Source organism: Massilia sp. BKSP1R2A-1 (assembly GCF_050586525.1).
Taxonomy (GTDB): domain Bacteria; phylum Pseudomonadota; class Gammaproteobacteria; order Burkholderiales; family Burkholderiaceae_D; genus Telluria.
Genome location: NZ_JBOBRE010000002.1, coordinates 277,590 through 291,917, shown reverse-complemented (window position 1 = coordinate 291,917; position 14,328 = coordinate 277,590). Strand labels below are relative to the sequence as shown.

At 67.3% G+C, this 14,328-nt stretch carries 18 protein-coding genes; 11 read left to right on the top strand and 7 right to left on the bottom strand.

Translation table 11 applies throughout. From position 1 onward, the window contains the following. Positions 1-49: 49 nt before the first annotated feature. Positions 50-613, top strand: coding sequence for a manganese efflux pump MntP family protein (locus tag ACQ7JA_RS04575; protein WP_430894978.1), 564 nt, complete (start codon positions 50-52; stop codon positions 611-613). Positions 614-623: 10 nt separating this feature from the next. Here the strand turns inward: ACQ7JA_RS04575 and ACQ7JA_RS04570 are convergent, their stop codons facing one another. Together ACQ7JA_RS04570 and ACQ7JA_RS04565 are read right to left on the bottom strand one after the other, a co-directional pair. Beyond that, positions 624-2,024, bottom strand: a complete 1,401-nt coding sequence (locus tag ACQ7JA_RS04570) for a hypothetical protein (protein WP_430894976.1) — start codon at positions 2,022-2,024, stop codon at positions 624-626. Between the two features lie 128 nt (positions 2,025-2,152). Then, positions 2,153-2,971 (bottom strand): helix-turn-helix domain-containing protein, encoded by an 819-nt coding sequence (locus ACQ7JA_RS04565; protein ID WP_430894974.1) that lies wholly within the window; start codon positions 2,969-2,971, stop codon positions 2,153-2,155. A gap of 136 nt (positions 2,972-3,107) precedes the next feature. On the opposite strand from ACQ7JA_RS04565, the gene ACQ7JA_RS04560 reads away from it, so the two are divergent. The 5 genes from ACQ7JA_RS04560 (at position 3,108) to ACQ7JA_RS04540 (ending at position 7,321) form a co-directional block, all read left to right on the top strand. Then, entirely contained in the window at positions 3,108-3,869 is a 762-nt protein-coding gene (locus ACQ7JA_RS04560) for an isocitrate lyase/PEP mutase family protein (RefSeq protein WP_430894972.1), read from the top strand. Positions 3,870-3,928: 59 nt separating this feature from the next. Next, positions 3,929-4,240, top strand: coding sequence for a hypothetical protein (locus tag ACQ7JA_RS04555; RefSeq protein ID WP_430894970.1), 312 nt, complete (start codon positions 3,929-3,931; stop codon positions 4,238-4,240). 102 nt (positions 4,241-4,342) lie between these two features. Further along, on the top strand, positions 4,343-5,905 hold the full coding sequence (locus ACQ7JA_RS04550) for a TerC family protein (protein WP_430894968.1): 1,563 nt from the start codon (positions 4,343-4,345) through the stop codon (positions 5,903-5,905). 30 nt (positions 5,906-5,935) lie between these two features. Then, positions 5,936-6,808 (top strand): protease HtpX, encoded by an 873-nt coding sequence (htpX, locus tag ACQ7JA_RS04545; RefSeq protein WP_430894966.1) that lies wholly within the window; start codon positions 5,936-5,938, stop codon positions 6,806-6,808. Positions 6,809-6,898: 90 nt separating this feature from the next. Beyond that, positions 6,899-7,321 (top strand): hypothetical protein, encoded by a 423-nt coding sequence (locus tag ACQ7JA_RS04540; protein ID WP_430894964.1) that lies wholly within the window; start codon positions 6,899-6,901, stop codon positions 7,319-7,321. Here the strand turns inward: ACQ7JA_RS04540 and ACQ7JA_RS04535 are convergent. From ACQ7JA_RS04535 to ACQ7JA_RS04525, 3 genes are all read right to left on the bottom strand, one after another. Further along, positions 7,318-7,425: a VOC family protein gene (locus ACQ7JA_RS04535; RefSeq protein WP_430894962.1), complete on the bottom strand. Its 108-nt coding sequence runs from the start codon at positions 7,423-7,425 to the stop codon at positions 7,318-7,320. The genes ACQ7JA_RS04540 and ACQ7JA_RS04535 overlap by 4 nt on opposite strands. Positions 7,426-7,519: 94 nt before the next feature. Next, entirely contained in the window at positions 7,520-7,993 is a 474-nt protein-coding gene (locus ACQ7JA_RS04530) for a hypothetical protein (RefSeq protein WP_430894960.1), read from the bottom strand. A 55-nt stretch (positions 7,994-8,048) separates the two neighbouring features. Further along, a complete protein-coding gene (locus ACQ7JA_RS04525) occupies positions 8,049-8,528 on the bottom strand; it encodes a VOC family protein (RefSeq protein WP_430894958.1) in 480 nt (159 codons plus the stop codon). A 158-nt stretch (positions 8,529-8,686) separates the two neighbouring features. Here ACQ7JA_RS04525 and ACQ7JA_RS04520 point away from each other — a divergent pair, with 158 nt between their 5' ends. Together ACQ7JA_RS04520 and ACQ7JA_RS04515 are read left to right on the top strand one after the other, a co-directional pair. Further along, on the top strand, positions 8,687-10,429 hold the full coding sequence (locus ACQ7JA_RS04520) for a histidine kinase famiy protein (RefSeq protein ID WP_430894956.1): 1,743 nt from the start codon (positions 8,687-8,689) through the stop codon (positions 10,427-10,429). A gap of 2 nt (positions 10,430-10,431) precedes the next feature. Next, positions 10,432-10,782 (top strand): response regulator, encoded by a 351-nt coding sequence (locus tag ACQ7JA_RS04515; protein WP_430894954.1) that lies wholly within the window; start codon positions 10,432-10,434, stop codon positions 10,780-10,782. Here ACQ7JA_RS04515 and ACQ7JA_RS04510 read toward each other — a convergent pair. Together ACQ7JA_RS04510 and yghU are read right to left on the bottom strand one after the other, a co-directional pair. Further along, positions 10,776-12,155, bottom strand: a complete 1,380-nt coding sequence (locus ACQ7JA_RS04510; RefSeq protein WP_430894940.1) for an alpha/beta fold hydrolase — start codon at positions 12,153-12,155, stop codon at positions 10,776-10,778. The genes ACQ7JA_RS04515 and ACQ7JA_RS04510 overlap by 7 nt on opposite strands. A 125-nt stretch (positions 12,156-12,280) precedes the next feature. Next, on the bottom strand, positions 12,281-13,117 hold the full coding sequence (gene yghU / locus ACQ7JA_RS04505) for a glutathione-dependent disulfide-bond oxidoreductase (protein WP_430894935.1): 837 nt from the start codon (positions 13,115-13,117) through the stop codon (positions 12,281-12,283). A gap of 177 nt (positions 13,118-13,294) precedes the next feature. On the opposite strand from yghU, the gene ACQ7JA_RS04500 reads away from it, so the two are divergent. The 3 genes from ACQ7JA_RS04500 (at position 13,295) to ACQ7JA_RS04490 (ending at position 14,322) form a co-directional block, all read left to right on the top strand. Continuing rightward, complete coding sequence (locus tag ACQ7JA_RS04500) at positions 13,295-13,720, top strand: hypothetical protein (RefSeq protein ID WP_430894933.1); 426 nt, start codon at positions 13,295-13,297, stop codon at positions 13,718-13,720. A gap of 93 nt (positions 13,721-13,813) precedes the next feature. Beyond that, positions 13,814-13,942, top strand: a complete 129-nt coding sequence (locus tag ACQ7JA_RS04495) for a hypothetical protein (RefSeq protein ID WP_430894931.1) — start codon at positions 13,814-13,816, stop codon at positions 13,940-13,942. 41 nt (positions 13,943-13,983) lie between these two features. Continuing rightward, a complete protein-coding gene (locus ACQ7JA_RS04490; protein WP_430894929.1) occupies positions 13,984-14,322 on the top strand; it encodes a hypothetical protein in 339 nt (112 codons plus the stop codon). Positions 14,323-14,328 lie beyond the last annotated feature (6 nt).

Here is a 14,328-nt window from a genome sequence, read left to right as displayed (position 1 = left end):
CGGGCGCGCGGCTGCGCCGTCGTCCGCGCCCGCATCGAGAGACCCCAGCATGACCTTCACCGCCCTCGTATTCCTCGCCCTCGCGATGTCGACCGACGCCTTTGCCGCGGCGATCGCCAAGGGCGCGGCCCTGCGCAGCCCGACCTTCCCGCAAGCCCTGCGCATCGGCCTGCTGTTCGGCTGCATCGAAACCATCACCCCCGTGATCGGCTGGGCCCTCGGCTCGCTGGCCGCCGACGCCATCCGCCAGTGGGACCACTGGATCGCCTTCGTGCTGCTGCTCGGCCTGGGCGGCCGCATGATCTGGCTGTCCTTCGGCTCCGACGAGGAGGAGGAAGAGGCGGGCGGCAGGCAGAACCTGCTGGTGCTGGTGCTCACCGCCGTGGCGACCAGCATCGATGCAGCGGCGGTGGGCGTGGGCCTGGCCTTCGTCGACGTCTCGATCGTGCACGCCGCACTGTCGATCGGCGTGGCCACCACCACCATGGTGACCATCGGCGTGCTGCTCGGCCGGCGCCTGGGCGCCGTGGTGGGCCGCAACGCCGAGCGCATCGGCGGTGTGGTGCTGGTGCTGGTCGGGACGACGATCCTGATCGAGCACCTGGGGGCCTGACCCTCCCGGTTCAGGGCAGGCGCAGGCCGCGCACGACGCCGTCGGCACGCAGCAGGGCCGGGTCGGCATCGGCCGAATGCGTGCCCGGTCCGTTTTCCAGGCTCCCGCTCAAGTAGGCGCCGTTGTGCGGCGCCACCGAGCGCACCTGGTTGTGGCGCGGTCCGCCGCCGACCGTCAACTTCTCGCGCAGGGCGCCGTCGCCTTCCAGCACCAGCAGCAGCGGTTTGGCTTCTTCCGAGATGCTGGCGCCGGCCGGATTCTGGATATAGCCGCTGCTGCCCGCCGCCAGCAGGCGGCCGTTCGGCAGCGAGGTCACGTCGAGCAGGGCGTCGCCGCGCTCGATGTCGAGCGCGCGGTAGCTCGCCCTGCCGTGCCGGCCCGCCGGAATCACGCTCACCAGGCCATCCCAGCCGCTGCCGTCAGGGAGGCGCGTCGGCAGGAAGCGGCCGACCGCGACGATGGATTCGCCATGCCATTTGATGGCTTTGACTTCGGTCTGCACCCGCGTCTCCAGGTAGCTGGTGCCGATCCGGCGTCCGTCCGGGGCCAGCTCGGTGAGCAGCGCGCCGGTGAAGAAGTCTGCCGGCAGCGTCTCCCTGAAATGCGCCGCATGGCCTTCGGCGTAGTCCGTCGGGTTCAGGTTGACCGCGACCGCCACGCGTCCGCTCGCATCGGTGTCCAGCAGCACCTGCCACTGGTCGTGCAGGCCGCCGAAAGGGTCGAAGGTGCCGCTGGTGGTCGACCTGCCGCCCACGGCGACGCCCGGTTCGACCAGGGTGCGCCATTCGCGCTTGAATCCGCCGGCACTGTAGCTGTAGCGGTAGGCCAGGATCGAGTTGCGTCCGGTATGCAGGGCCAGCGCCAGGTGCTCGCCCAGGGGCGCGAGGCGCACGGCATCGCGGGTGGCGCGCGGCAGCAGGGCCTTGTGGTCGGGAATGGTATTCGGGTCGCCGATATAGGGGTCATCGGGAATCGTCGCATCCTGGAAGTCGAACTGGGCGATCACGGCGCCGCGCCGGTCCAGGCGCAGCAGGCGCACCTGGCTGTCGGTGGCGATGACGGCGCTGATCTCGCGGCTGGGGTGGACGGCGAAGTCGATCAGCGACCAGCCTTCCGGCGGCGCATAGCCGTTACCGGCTATGGCGCCCTCGGCCACCAGCAGGCGCCGCACCGGGCGCCGCCGGGCCGTGAAGGAGGGCTGCAGCTTCTCGGCCAGGGCCACCCAGCCGCTGCCGGCGCCGCGCACCTTGAACACCGCTTCGCCGGCGACGCGCTGCTCGACCGGGGCCTGGCTTGGTGGCGGCAGCGGATCGCCGCCGTCACCGCCGCCACCGCCGCAGGCGGACAGTAAAGTCAGGAAGGGAAGGAGCCCGGCGGCAGCCAGGCGCGCAGAAGGAAATATCGGGCGCATGGGAATCGTATTGACGATGGAAGGCCCTCCATCGTATGCAGGCGCCGGCTGCGATCTGTCGCAAGTTTGTCGGCAAAGATGCGGGAAATGGTCACCGTCTGTGCGGTTTCTTCACCGACGTCGGTATGTCAGTCCTTGCGCAGGGACTTGCAGAAGGCCTCGGTCCGGGCATCCATGGGGAAGCACGATTCGATGTGCAGCTCCTCCAGCGTGAGGTCGCGCGGCGTGCCGAAGGTAGTGATGGTGGAAAAGAAGCTGATCCGGACCTCGCCTTGCCGGAAGCAGGCGGTGAGCACCGGCGCCGGCGCCGTGCCGATGTCGCGCTGGCGCCAGTGGGTTGGCACGCCGGGGTAGGCCAGCATTTCCTGCAGCAGGGCTGCGGCCTGCGGGTCGGGGCGCGCCGCCGCCACCTCGTTGTGGAGGTGGCGCAGCATCGAACTGGCGATCTCCTCCCAGTTCTCCACCGCGCCGCGCAGGTCCTCGGGGTCGAAGAACTGGCGCAGCATATTGCTGTGCCGGCTGTCGCGGCCGCCCAGCATGAAGCGGTTCACCCGCGTGGCCGCTTTGTTCTCCATCAGGATGTTCCAGTGGCGGTCGAGCAGGAAGGCTGGGTAGGGCTCCTGCTGCGCCAGGATCGCGTCGACCGCATAGCGCATCTGCGCCAGCCTGGGCGCATCCAGGCTGGTTCGCGCATACTCCGGCGCGAAACCGCCGGCTGTCAGCAGGGCATTGCGTTCGCGCAGCGGCACCGCCAGGGCGTCCGCCAGCCGCGCGATCATCTCGCGGCTCGGCCTGGCCCGGCCGTTTTCCACATAGCTGAGGTGGCGCGCCGAAACGTCGGCATGCAGCGCGAGATCGAGCTGGCTCAGGCGCCTTGCCACGCGCCACTCGCGCAGCATGGCGCCGACGGTGGCCTGCTCTCCTTTTGCGGGATCGTCGTTTTTCATGGCGCCATTCTATCGGCTCGCCTGCGCCGCCTCCATCACCTCGGAGGTCATATTTCCGCGCAAGGGCCGGTCATTGCGGCGGACCGGGAAGAGCGCGATCATCCGTTCCACAATCCACCAAAGCGAAGGAGACATCATGCAGGAACAAAGGCAGGCGGCATCGCAACTGGCGGCGCTGCACGTGAAGGGAAGCCCGCTGGTGCTGTACAACGCCTGGGACGCGGGCAGCGCGAAGGCGGTTGCGGCCGCCGGCGCGCGGGCGATCGGCACCAGCAGCTGGGCGCTCGCGGCCGCGCACGGCTACGGCGACGGCGAGGAGATCCCGCTGGCGCTGGTGGCGCAGGTCGCCGGTCGCATCGCGCAATCGGCCGCGCTGCCGGTCACCGTGGACATCGAAGGCGCCTACAGCAGCGACCCGGACACCGCGGCGGCCAATGTCGCCCTCCTGCTCGAGCAGGGTGTGGCGGGCATCAACCTCGAAGACCGCGTCGTTGCGGGCAGGGGCCTCTACGACATCGACAGCCAGTGCGCCCGGATCGCCGCGATCCGCGCCACCGCCGAGTCGAGAGGGGTGCCGCTGTTCATCAATGCCCGGACGGACGTGTTCTTTGCACCGGACGTGGCGCCGCGGGCCGTGCTGGGCGAGGCCATCGCGCGCGCCGAGGCCTATGCGCGGGTGGGCGCGAGCGGCCTGTTCGTCCCCGGCCTGCTCGACATCGAGGTCATCGGCGAGCTGGCGGCGGCCACCGCCTTGCCGCTGAACGTGATGATGATGCCGGGGGCGCCCTCGGTGGCGCGCCTCGCCGCCGCCGGGGTGGCGCGCATCAGCCATGGGCCCGCGCCCTACCTGGCGGCGATGGCGGCCGTGGAAGCAGGGGCGCGCGCCGTGCTGGCCTAGCCGGCCAGCCCCGGGGCGGCGCCATGTTATACTGGCGCCGTCATGTCCCCCTGCATTGTATGAGACGACTTTTCGTCATCTTCCTGATCCTGCTCTTCCCCCTGAACGTCTTTGCGCTGTCGATGTCCGTATCCGGCGCGCAGCAGGGTGACGCCGTGGTGCTGGCGCTCGAAGCCGATACCTCCACGGGCGAGAGCCGTGGCGACGTCGACCCCGACGAGCCGCCTTCGGTCGCCGACCTGCACGACATCGTCAACCACGAACCCTCGTTGCGCCTGGCCGCCTGGCCAGCCGGCGCGCTGCCGCCGCACGACGCTGCGCCGCGCTCCCATTCCCTGCCGCCGCCCCTCAAGCCGCCCTGCGCCGCCTGAGGCGGGCGGGCGCGCCTGCCGTCTTTCGTCCTGAGCCGACTTGGCACGCGCCGCGCGCGTGCCGGCGGCCCGATGTTCTCTTCACTTGATAAGGCAAGCACAATGGAATGGCTATTCGACCCCGGAATATGGGTGGGTCTGTTCACCCTGGTGTTCCTGGAAATCGTCCTCGGCATCGACAACCTGATCTTCATCGCGATCCTGGCGGACAAGCTGCCGCCGCACCAGCGCGACAAGGCGCGCCTCATCGGCCTGTCGCTGGCCATGGGCATGCGTCTCGGCCTGCTGACGATCGTCTCCTGGCTGGTCACCCTGACCACGCCGCTGTTTTCGCTCGGCGCCTTCTCGTTCTCGGGACGCGACCTGATTTTGCTGCTGGGCGGCTTCTTCCTGCTGTTCAAGGCGACCGTCGAACTGCACGAGCGCCTGGAAGGCGTCGTGCACACGCAGACCGGCAACAAGGTCTACGCCAGCTTCGCCGCCGTGGTGGCGCAGATCGTGGTGCTGGACGCCGTGTTCTCGCTCGACGCCGTGATCACGGCGGTGGGCATGGTCGAGCAGCTGGGCGTCATGATGGCGGCCGTGATCATCTCGATCGGCGTCATGATCCTGGCCTCGAAACCGCTCACGCGCTTCGTCAACGCCCACCCCACCGTGGTGGTGCTGTGCCTGTCCTTCCTCCTGATGATCGGCCTGAGCCTGGTGGCCGAGGGCCTGGGCTTCCACATCCCGAAAGGCTACCTGTATGCGGCGATCGGCTTCTCGGTGCTGATCGAGACCCTGAACCAGTTCGCGCGCCGTAACTTCCTCAAGAACGAGGCGCGCGTGCCATTCCGCGAGCGCACCGCCGACACGGTACTGCGCCTGCTGGGCAAGCAGCACCAGGCCGTGCAGGAAGAAGACCAGGCCGTGCCGGCCACGGAAGCGCAAGCCTTCGGGGTGGAGGAACGCAATATGGTCAGCGGCGTACTGCGCCTGGCCGACCGCTCGATCCGCTCGATCATGACGCCGCGCGCGGAGATGTCCTGGGTGAACCTGGCCCAGGAGCCCGGCATCATCCTGCAGCAGCTGCAGGAGACGCCGCACAACCAGCTGCCGGTCTGCCGCGGCGATGTCGACCATGTGGTCGGCGTGGCGCGCACCAAGGACCTGATCGGCGCGCTGCTCATGCACCGCCACATCGACGAGAACGACACGAACCTGCTGCGCCAACCGATCGTCCTGCCCGACACGGCGGGCGTGCTGAGGGCCATGGACACGCTCAAGCGCGCCCACGGCCAGCTGGTGCTGGTGGCCGACGAGTACGGCGTGGTGCAGGGCCTGCTCACGCCGATCGACCTGCTGGAGGCGATCGCCGGCGAATTCCCGGACGAGGACGAGCAGCCGGCGATCCGCCAGCAGGCCCCCGGACATTGGGAAGCCGACGGCAGCGCCGACCTGCACTTGCTCGAGCAGCTGCTGGAAACCGACGCCCTGGTCGAGGAAGACGCCGACTACAGCTCGCTGGCCGGCTTCCTGCTGCAGCGCTTCGAGACCCTGCCGGTGGCGGGCGACGCCATCGAGGCCGACGGCCTGCGCTTCGAGGTGCTGGCGGTCGAGGATCGCCGCATCGTGCGCGTGGCGATCCGCCGCGTGGAGACGCAGCTTGACGCCCAAACCGAATAAACCATTTAGATCGCTATTGAAGGAACCATCATGAAACGCATTGTCCTTTTCCTCGTCACCAACGTCGCCGTGATGCTGGTGCTGAGCCTCACCGCCAGCCTGCTCGGCGTGAACCGCTTCCTCACTTCGAACGGCCTGAACCTGGGCATGCTGCTGGTGTTCGCCGCCCTGATGGGCTTTGGCGGCGCCTTCATCTCGCTCCTGATGTCGAAGACCATCGCCAAGTGGTCGACCGGCGCACGCGTGATCACCCAGCCGGCCAACGCCACCGAGCGCTGGCTGGTCGATACCGTCGCGGCGCAAGCCCAGCGCGCCGGCATCGGGATGCCGGAAGTGGCCGTGTATGAAGGCGAACCGAATGCCTTCGCCACCGGCACCACCAAAAACAGCTCGCTGGTGGCGGTGTCCACGGGCCTGCTGCAGTCGATGACCCAGGAAGAAGTCGAGGCCGTGCTGGCGCACGAAGTGGCCCACATCGCCAACGGCGACATGGTGACGCTGACCCTGATCCAGGGCGTGGTCAACACCTTCGTCATCTTCCTGGCGCGCATCGTCGGCTATTTTGTCGACAGCATGCTGCGCAAGAACGACGAAGAATCGTCCGGCCCCGGCATCGGCTATATGGTGACGGTGATCGTCTGCGAGATCCTGTTCGGCATCCTGGCCTCGATCATCGTGGCCTGGTTCTCGCGCCAGCGCGAATACCGCGCCGACCGCGGCGCCGCCCGGATCATCGGCCGTCCGCAGCCGATGATCGCCGCGCTGCGCCGCCTGGGCGGCCTGGCCGAGGGCGAGTTGCCGAAGAACATGGCCGCATTCGGCATTTCGGGCAAGGGCGCGCTGGCGCTGTTCTCGAGCCATCCGCCGATCGAATCGCGCATCGCGGCCCTGCAGGGGCAGTGATCGCCGTGAGGCGCCAAGGTTAGCGGGCGAACCGAGCGGCAGGGCAGGGCGGACGTAGACTGCGGTTTCGATCACATAAAGTCGATTCCGATGAAACGAACCCTCCTTTCCTGCCTGCTCATCGCCTGCTGCGCCTCCTCCTGGGCGAGCGTCGACACCTCGCCCAAGCCAGGCGGCGTTTACCGCCTCAAACCCGGGATCTACGTCGACACCAGCATGGATTGCGGATCGCCGCCGAACGCGGCGATCCGCCGCTACGACGGCAAGGGCATCAGCACCGCGCACACGCGCGCCTGCCGCGCCAAGGTGCTGTCGAAAAAAGGCAAGGTGTATACAGTGCGCCAGAGCTGTATCGATGCGGGTTCGGGGCCTGGACCACGCTTCGACCAGACCCAGAAGATCAGGGTGGCGGATGCGCTGACGTTCAGCCAGACGATCCGTGGCCATTCCACTACCTACCGATATTGCCCGGTCTACCAGCTGCCCAAAGATCTACGGGCCTACGCGCGTTAGAGACCGTCGTCGAGAAGCTCGAAGCCGAGCTTCCCGACATAGAAATCGATGGCCTCGTCGTAGTCGCGTACGACCAGTGCGATGTGCACGATGGATTGCTGCATGCCTTCTCCCTTGTCGCTTCATGTGCCCGGGCGGCGCACAAACGTCCACTGTACCTGATTCCACAGCATTGCGTCCTGGCGGCCGGCACGGCGTTCACGGAGACTTGCGCGCCTGGCCTCGCCCGGCGTGTGCCGACGGCGAGTACGGCCTGGCCGCGAAGAATCCCGCCACGAAACCAAGGCCGGCCGTGGCCCAGACCAGCGCTGCAATGACCTCGAAGGGCGTGCGCAGCGCGGGATGTGTGAACGCCAGGGGAAGCACCACGAGTCCGCGCAGGAGGCAGATCGCCGCGATGCCCGCTAGCGTCAGCCGCAGCATGGGCAGGCGGCGCACCAAGCCGAGCGCCGAGCAGGCGTAGAGGGCGCAGATGCCCATCAGGAACGCGATCGCGGCAGCGGAAACTGGCGCCAGCCAGGTCCCTGCATGTGCGGAGTCGACGATCCTGGGCGGCGCACCGAAAAACTGATACCAGGACGGGCCGCCGACGATGGCGGCCACGTGGATCGCCGCGCCGGCCAGCGAGATCGCCGCGGCGGCGTAGACCATGCGGGTAGGGAGGCTGTTCATCGCTGCAGGCTAACAGAACGGCACACCTGGAAATGCTCGGATTGTCACGTCCCGCCTATCCCCGCCGCGCCGCCTCGATCGCCGCGATGTCGATCTTCGTCATCGTCATCATCGCCTCGAACACGCGCTTGGCCACGGCCTGGTCCGGATCGGCCATCCCGTCGGTCAGCGCGCGCGGCGTGATCTGCCAGGACAGCCCCCACTTGTCCTTGCACCAGCCGCAGGCGCTCGCCTGGCCGCCGTTGCCGATGATGGCGTTCCACAGGCGGTCGGTTTCTGCCTGGTCGTCGGTCGCGATCTGGAAGGAGAAGGCTTCGCTGTGCGGGAAAATCGGCCCGCCGTTCAGGCCGATGCAGGGGATGCCGGCCACCGTGAATTCCACCGTCAGGACGTCGCCTTCCTTGCCGGCCGGGTAGTCGCCGGGTGCGCGCCGGATGGCGCCGACCCGGCTGTCGGGAATGGTGGCGGCGTAGAACTCGGCCGCTTCCTGGGCGGCGCCATTGAACCAGAGGCAAATCGTGTTTTTGCTGACCATGTCAATCTCCATTTGGTAAGGGGATATCGGGATGCGAGCCGACCTACGCACGCCAGCATAGCGCATCCGGATTGCAAGATTTGAATTGTTATAATCAACAATCCAATTCCGATTTCCCGGCGCGCCCGGTTCGCTTTCGCTCAACAGGAGGAGACCAGATGACGACAGGCAGTACCCCTGAAGAGCGGGACGAGCTTCCGCAGGACGAGGCTGGCCACGGCCAGAGTGCCGGCACGCCGGCGGCCGGCACCCTGGAAGGCGGCGCCTACAGTCCGCTCGGCGACCCGGGCATTCGTCACTGGCAGGCATCGCACATCTCCAGGCCCGGCTTCGAGGAGCGCGGCAACATCTTCTTCGCCGCCATCGAGATGACCCGCATGCCGATGGTGGTCACCGATCCGAACCAGCCGGACAACCCGATCGCTTTCGTGAACCGCGCCTTCCTCGACCTCACCCTGTACAAGGAAGAGGAAGTCCTGGGCCGCAACTGCCGTTTCCTGCAGGGCGAACAGACCGACCCGCACACGGTCGACGAGATCCGCCGCGCCCTGAGCGAAGAGCGGGCGGTGGCGGTCGACATCCTGAACTACAAGGCCGACGGCAGCGCGTTCTGGAATGGCCTGTTCGTCGGCCCCGTGTTCGACAATGAGGGCAAACTGCTCTACTGGTTCGCCTCGCAGATGGACATCACGCGGCGGCGCGTCTCGGAGCAATCCTACCTGCAGGCCCAGAAGATGGAAGCGATCGGCCAGCTCACGGCCGGCCTGGCGCACGACTTCAACAACCTGCTGCAGGTGGTGGCGGGCAACCTGGAAATCGCCGGCTCGCACATGGACGACCGGCTGCTGCTCGAGCAGGCCATCGAGCGCGCCCGCCTCGCCAGCGAAAAGGCCGGCAAGCTCACCCAGCAGCTCCTGACCTTCGCGCGCAAGCAGCGCCTGGAACCGAAACGCATCAACCTGAATTCCCTGGTGGTCGAGTTCAGCGAGATGCTGGTGCGGACCCTGGGCGACAAGGTCGACCTGCACCTTGACCTGAAACCGGGCCTGCCGTCCTGCACACTCGATCCGACCCATATGGAGATGGCGCTGCTGAACGTCCTGATCAACGCACGCGACGCCATGCCGGACGGCGGCAAGGTCACGGTCGCGACCTCGATCATGGACGACATCGAGAAGCTCGAACAGCATCGCCTCGCGCCGGGACGCCATGTGGTGATCTGCGTGATCGACGAGGGCGAGGGCATGTCGCCTGAAGTGGTGGCGCGCGCCACCGAACCCTTTTTCACGACCAAGGGTCCCGGCACGGGCCTGGGCCTGGCGATGGTGCACGGCTTCGTGCAGCAGTCGCATGGCCGGCTGGAGATCGAAAGCAGCCTGCAGCAGGGCACGATCATCCGCATGATCTTCCCGCAGGCCGCGAAGACGGGCATGGAAATGATGGCGGAGCGTGGCAACAAGGAAAGCCCGAAGTGGACACCCGAGGCGATCCTCGGCCGGCGCACCATCCTGGTGGTGGACGACAGCGAGGAAGTGCGGGAGCTGGCGGAGCAGTCGCTGCGCGGCATGGGCTACCGGGTGCTGGGCGCGGCCAGCGGCGAAGCCGCGCTCGAACTCATGGACCGCTACGGCAGCGTCGACCTGCTGTTCACCGACATCATCATGCCGGGCGGGATGAACGGGCTGCGCCTGGCCGAACTGGTGCGCGAGCGCCAGCCAGAGGTGCCGGTGCTGCTGGCGACGGGCTACATCGACGATTTGCCGTCTCCGATCGGCTCGGCGACCACGCTTCCGCTGCTGGTCAAGCCCTACCGCCTGAACGAACTGGCCGAGCGGGTGCGCCAGGCGCTCAAGGTCGACCGCCGCCAGCACCCGGCGGCCGGCTTCCAGCACGAAGGATGAGCATGCAGCATATTCTCCTGGTGGACGACGAAGAAGCGATCCTCTACGTCTTCCAGAAATACCTCGAACGCGCGGGCTTTGCCGTGTCGACGGCGGCCAACGCGGATGGCGCGGTCGCCGTCTTCGAATCCCGCCACGTCGATGCGCTCGTCACCGACCAGCGCATGCCGGGCATGACGGGCGACCTGCTGGTCCAGCGCCTGCGCAGCGTCCGCCCCGGCCTGCCCGCCATCATCGTGACCGCCTACGCCGCGGAGTGCAGCCCGGACCTGCAGAACGTGCCGGTGCTGAACAAGCCGGTGCCCCCTGCCGATCTGGTGTCGGCGGTCGAGCGGGCCCTGGCCAGTCAATAAGCCGCGCAGGCTGTATCCGTCCGCGGCAGCGCGCGGCCGGCAACGAAGGCGCCAACCTGGCGCTCGAAGCAGTCGGGCGCTGTCCACAGAATGAAGTGCGGCGCGCCTTTCACCTCGACCAGCGTGATCCTGCCCGCGCCGCGCAGGGCGGCGACGTGCTCGACGGCGCCCTCGTAGTGCGTCTTCGGGTCCAGCGTTCCGTTTAATACCAGCGTGGGCGGCAGCCGGGAAGGATGGCCGCCGAAGTAGCCGTCGCGTGGGTACAGAGGCAGGCCGGGCTGCAGCAGCAGGCCGGGCAGGGGACTGCTGAACAGGAGCGGGTCCTCTTCTGCTTTCAATGCGGCGGCGCTGAGGTGCGGGCGCAGATTGTTCTCGGAGCCGCTGATGATGCCCACCAGCGGAATCGAAGGCGACGACTGAACGTAGTCGCCCAGCGCGGCGCCCGCATCGAGCAGGCCCGCCTTCACCTGCGCCATTTCGCTGCCGCCTCCCTGGCCCAGGTCGCGCAGCAGCCAGGGTATGCGTGCGCGCAGCGCCGGCACGTCGAGCAGGCGTCCCATCAGGCGCGGCAAGCCATGCGCCTGCGGCGTGTCCGAGGCCAGCACGCGCCGGTACAGGTTTGCCGCCGGCTCGCCCAGCATGGCGGCGCAGCGCGGGTCGGCGTCGCAGCGCGCCAGCACCTGGCGGCCGACGTCGTCCACCACCAGGGAGCGCCGGCTCAGGTCCCATTTCCCGGCGGTTTCCAGAGGCACGAGCGAATCGAGCACCAGGCCGGTGACCGGCAGCGCGCCGATCTGAAAGGCCCTCAGCGCCAGTTGCGTGCCGTAGGAGACGGCGTAGACATAGACCGGCTTGCCGTCGTGATGACGCAGGATCAGCTGCCGCAGGTCGTGCGCCGCATTCGTGATCGTGAACTGGCGGGCGCGCCCGGGCTGGCCGTTCAAGCCATCGAAGCAGCTGGCCCATTCGGCGCCGGCGAGCGCCATGCCGCCCGGGCTGCCGGCGGCTTCCTCCGCGGGGCAGAGGCGGCTGGAAAATCCGGTGCCGCGGTGGTCCGGCACCAGCAGGTCGAAGCCGGGAAAGCTGCGGCGCAGGCGCTCGATGAAGGGGTAGAGGGAGGCGCCGGATTCTCCCGGGCCCCCGGCCACCAGCCACACCGTGCCCTTGCCTGGACCGGCGGCCGGAAACTTGCGCACGAATAGCGAAAGCTGCTCTCCCGTGACACCCGGCGCATGCGACAGGGGCGCCGTCTGGCGGGCACAGACGCTGTCGCCGAGGGCATCTTCACAGGGCTGGAAGCGCGCGCCCTGGGCGGGACCGCCATACAGGAGGGCCAGCAGCAGCGCCGCGAAGGGCGGGAATCCTTTTGTCATCGACGTTCCTTCGATCGGGGAGAAGGACGCCAGTGTGCGGTTCCCGCCTGCAAAGCGCCATCGCCCGGCGACAGGCCTACGCTACAAGGGAACGAGTTGAGGATTCGCTGCCGCCAGCCGATGCCTCAATCGAGGTCGGATGCGTCGTGGCGCTCGGCTACCTGCTCGTCCGGATTGCCGCGCACGCGGTTGACCTTGCGGCCGCGTACCACCGCGGGACGCGCCGCGATCTCGTCGGCCCAGCGGCGTACGTTCTTGTACTCGTGGACCGACAGGAATTCGCCGGCCTCGTACAGTTCGCCGCGCACCATGCCGCCATACCAGGGCCAGATCGCCATGTCGGCGATCGTGTATTCGTCGCCTGCCACGTAGCGGTGGCCGGCCAGCTGGCGCTCCAGCACGTCGAGCTGGCGCTTGGTTTCCATCGCATAGCGGTCGATCGGGTATTGCAGCTTCTCGGGCGCGTAGGCGTAGAAGTGGCCGAAGCCGCCGCCCACGAAAGGCGCGGAGCCCATCTGCCAGAACAGCCAGTTCATGGTCTCCACGCGCGCCGGACCGTTTGAGGGCAGGAAGGCGCCGAACTTCTCGGCCAGGTAGACCAGGATCGAGCCGGATTCGAACACGCGCACCGGCTCGGGGCCGCTGCGGTCGACCATGGCCGGGATCTTCGAGTTCGGGTTGGCGGCAACGAAGCCGCTCGAGAACTGCGCGCCTTCATTGATCTTGATGAGCCAGGCGTCGTACTCGGCGCCCGTGTGGCCGAGGGCCAGCAGCTCTTCCAGCATGATCGTCACCTTGACGCCGTTCGGCGTCCCCAGCGAATACAGCTGCAGCGGATGCCTGCCGACCGGAAGCTCGGCGTCGTGCGTCGGGCCGGCGACGGGACGGTTGATGTTGGCGAAGGTGCCGCCGTTCGAGGCGGGCGGAGTCCAGACTTTGGGTGGGACGTAGGGCTCGGTCATCGGGATTTCCTTGTCGTTGCCGGATGAAAGCAACCATTCTAGCCAAGGCAGCCGAAACACGTTTCCGGCTGCGGAAAATCGCCAACGGCCGAGTGATTGTCCTCGCTAAAGCAGGAGCGCTTCCTATACTCGAATGACTCGCCCACTGGCGGGGACGCTGTCGGAAAGGAGACCACCATGAGAAAGCTTGGAATCGTCGCGTTGGCCCTGGCCGCGTGGCCTGCGCTTGCATCGGCGCAGACGGAGGAAGTCCGGGTCATCGCGCCGCAGGACAGGATCGTGCTTCCGTCAAACATGCACAATGTCTGGTATGACGAGTTCGACGAGATCGCGGGCGAGTATGCGCTGTCGAACGGCCGGACCATGCGTTTGAGCATGTGCGGCAATCGCATGTACGCGACACTGAGCGGGGTAGGGAGGATGCCGCTCGTGGCGGTGTCGCCCTATGTGTTCGTGACCCGCGATGCGGCAATGCGCATCGCGGTCGAGGATCCGGCACGCTCGCCGCCGAATCGGCTCAACGCCCGCCTGACGGTCCCGGCGACGATGTTTTCCAGCATGGCGCCGGCCGGCGAACAACGCATCCTGATGGCCTGGCGCTAGCTTCATGCATCCCGCATCAAAGCGGCCGGGGATGGATACGGCGGTGTAAAGGCGTGCCATGTTTGGCGGTTCTGCCAACCCACCGGAACCGCCATGCACGTCGAAGTACCCGAATCCCACTCGTTCGAGGAATTCGCCGGCGAATACATCACGATCGTCGTGAATATCATCACGGCTCCGGCGCTGGAATCAAGGCAGGTGTCGCCGACAAAGAGGCTGTGAAGCATGCAGTCACTGGCGCAGGAGGAGACGTTGGCATCAGTATGGTGACGCCATCGCTGCAGCACGAAGCCTGGGACGTTACCGTGGCCAACCAGTCGCTTACCTGCGTGCCGACGGAACGGCTGAAGCACTACGCGACGCAGTATGCGACCATGCGCGATGCACAGGTGGTGCTGTCGAACCGCGGAACCAGCTTCCTGGATTACACGCGGATCGCCGATACGTTTAGCAGCTTCGAACTGGGCGAGCTCAATTCACGCGACTTCCATCGCGTCCTGACGCAGATGAACTCGACCTACGACGCGACCAACAGCCTGTTGAAAGGGCTGGAGAAGCTGATGGTCGAGGAGCAGCAGAAAACGTCGAAGCTACCCCACTGAGGCGGC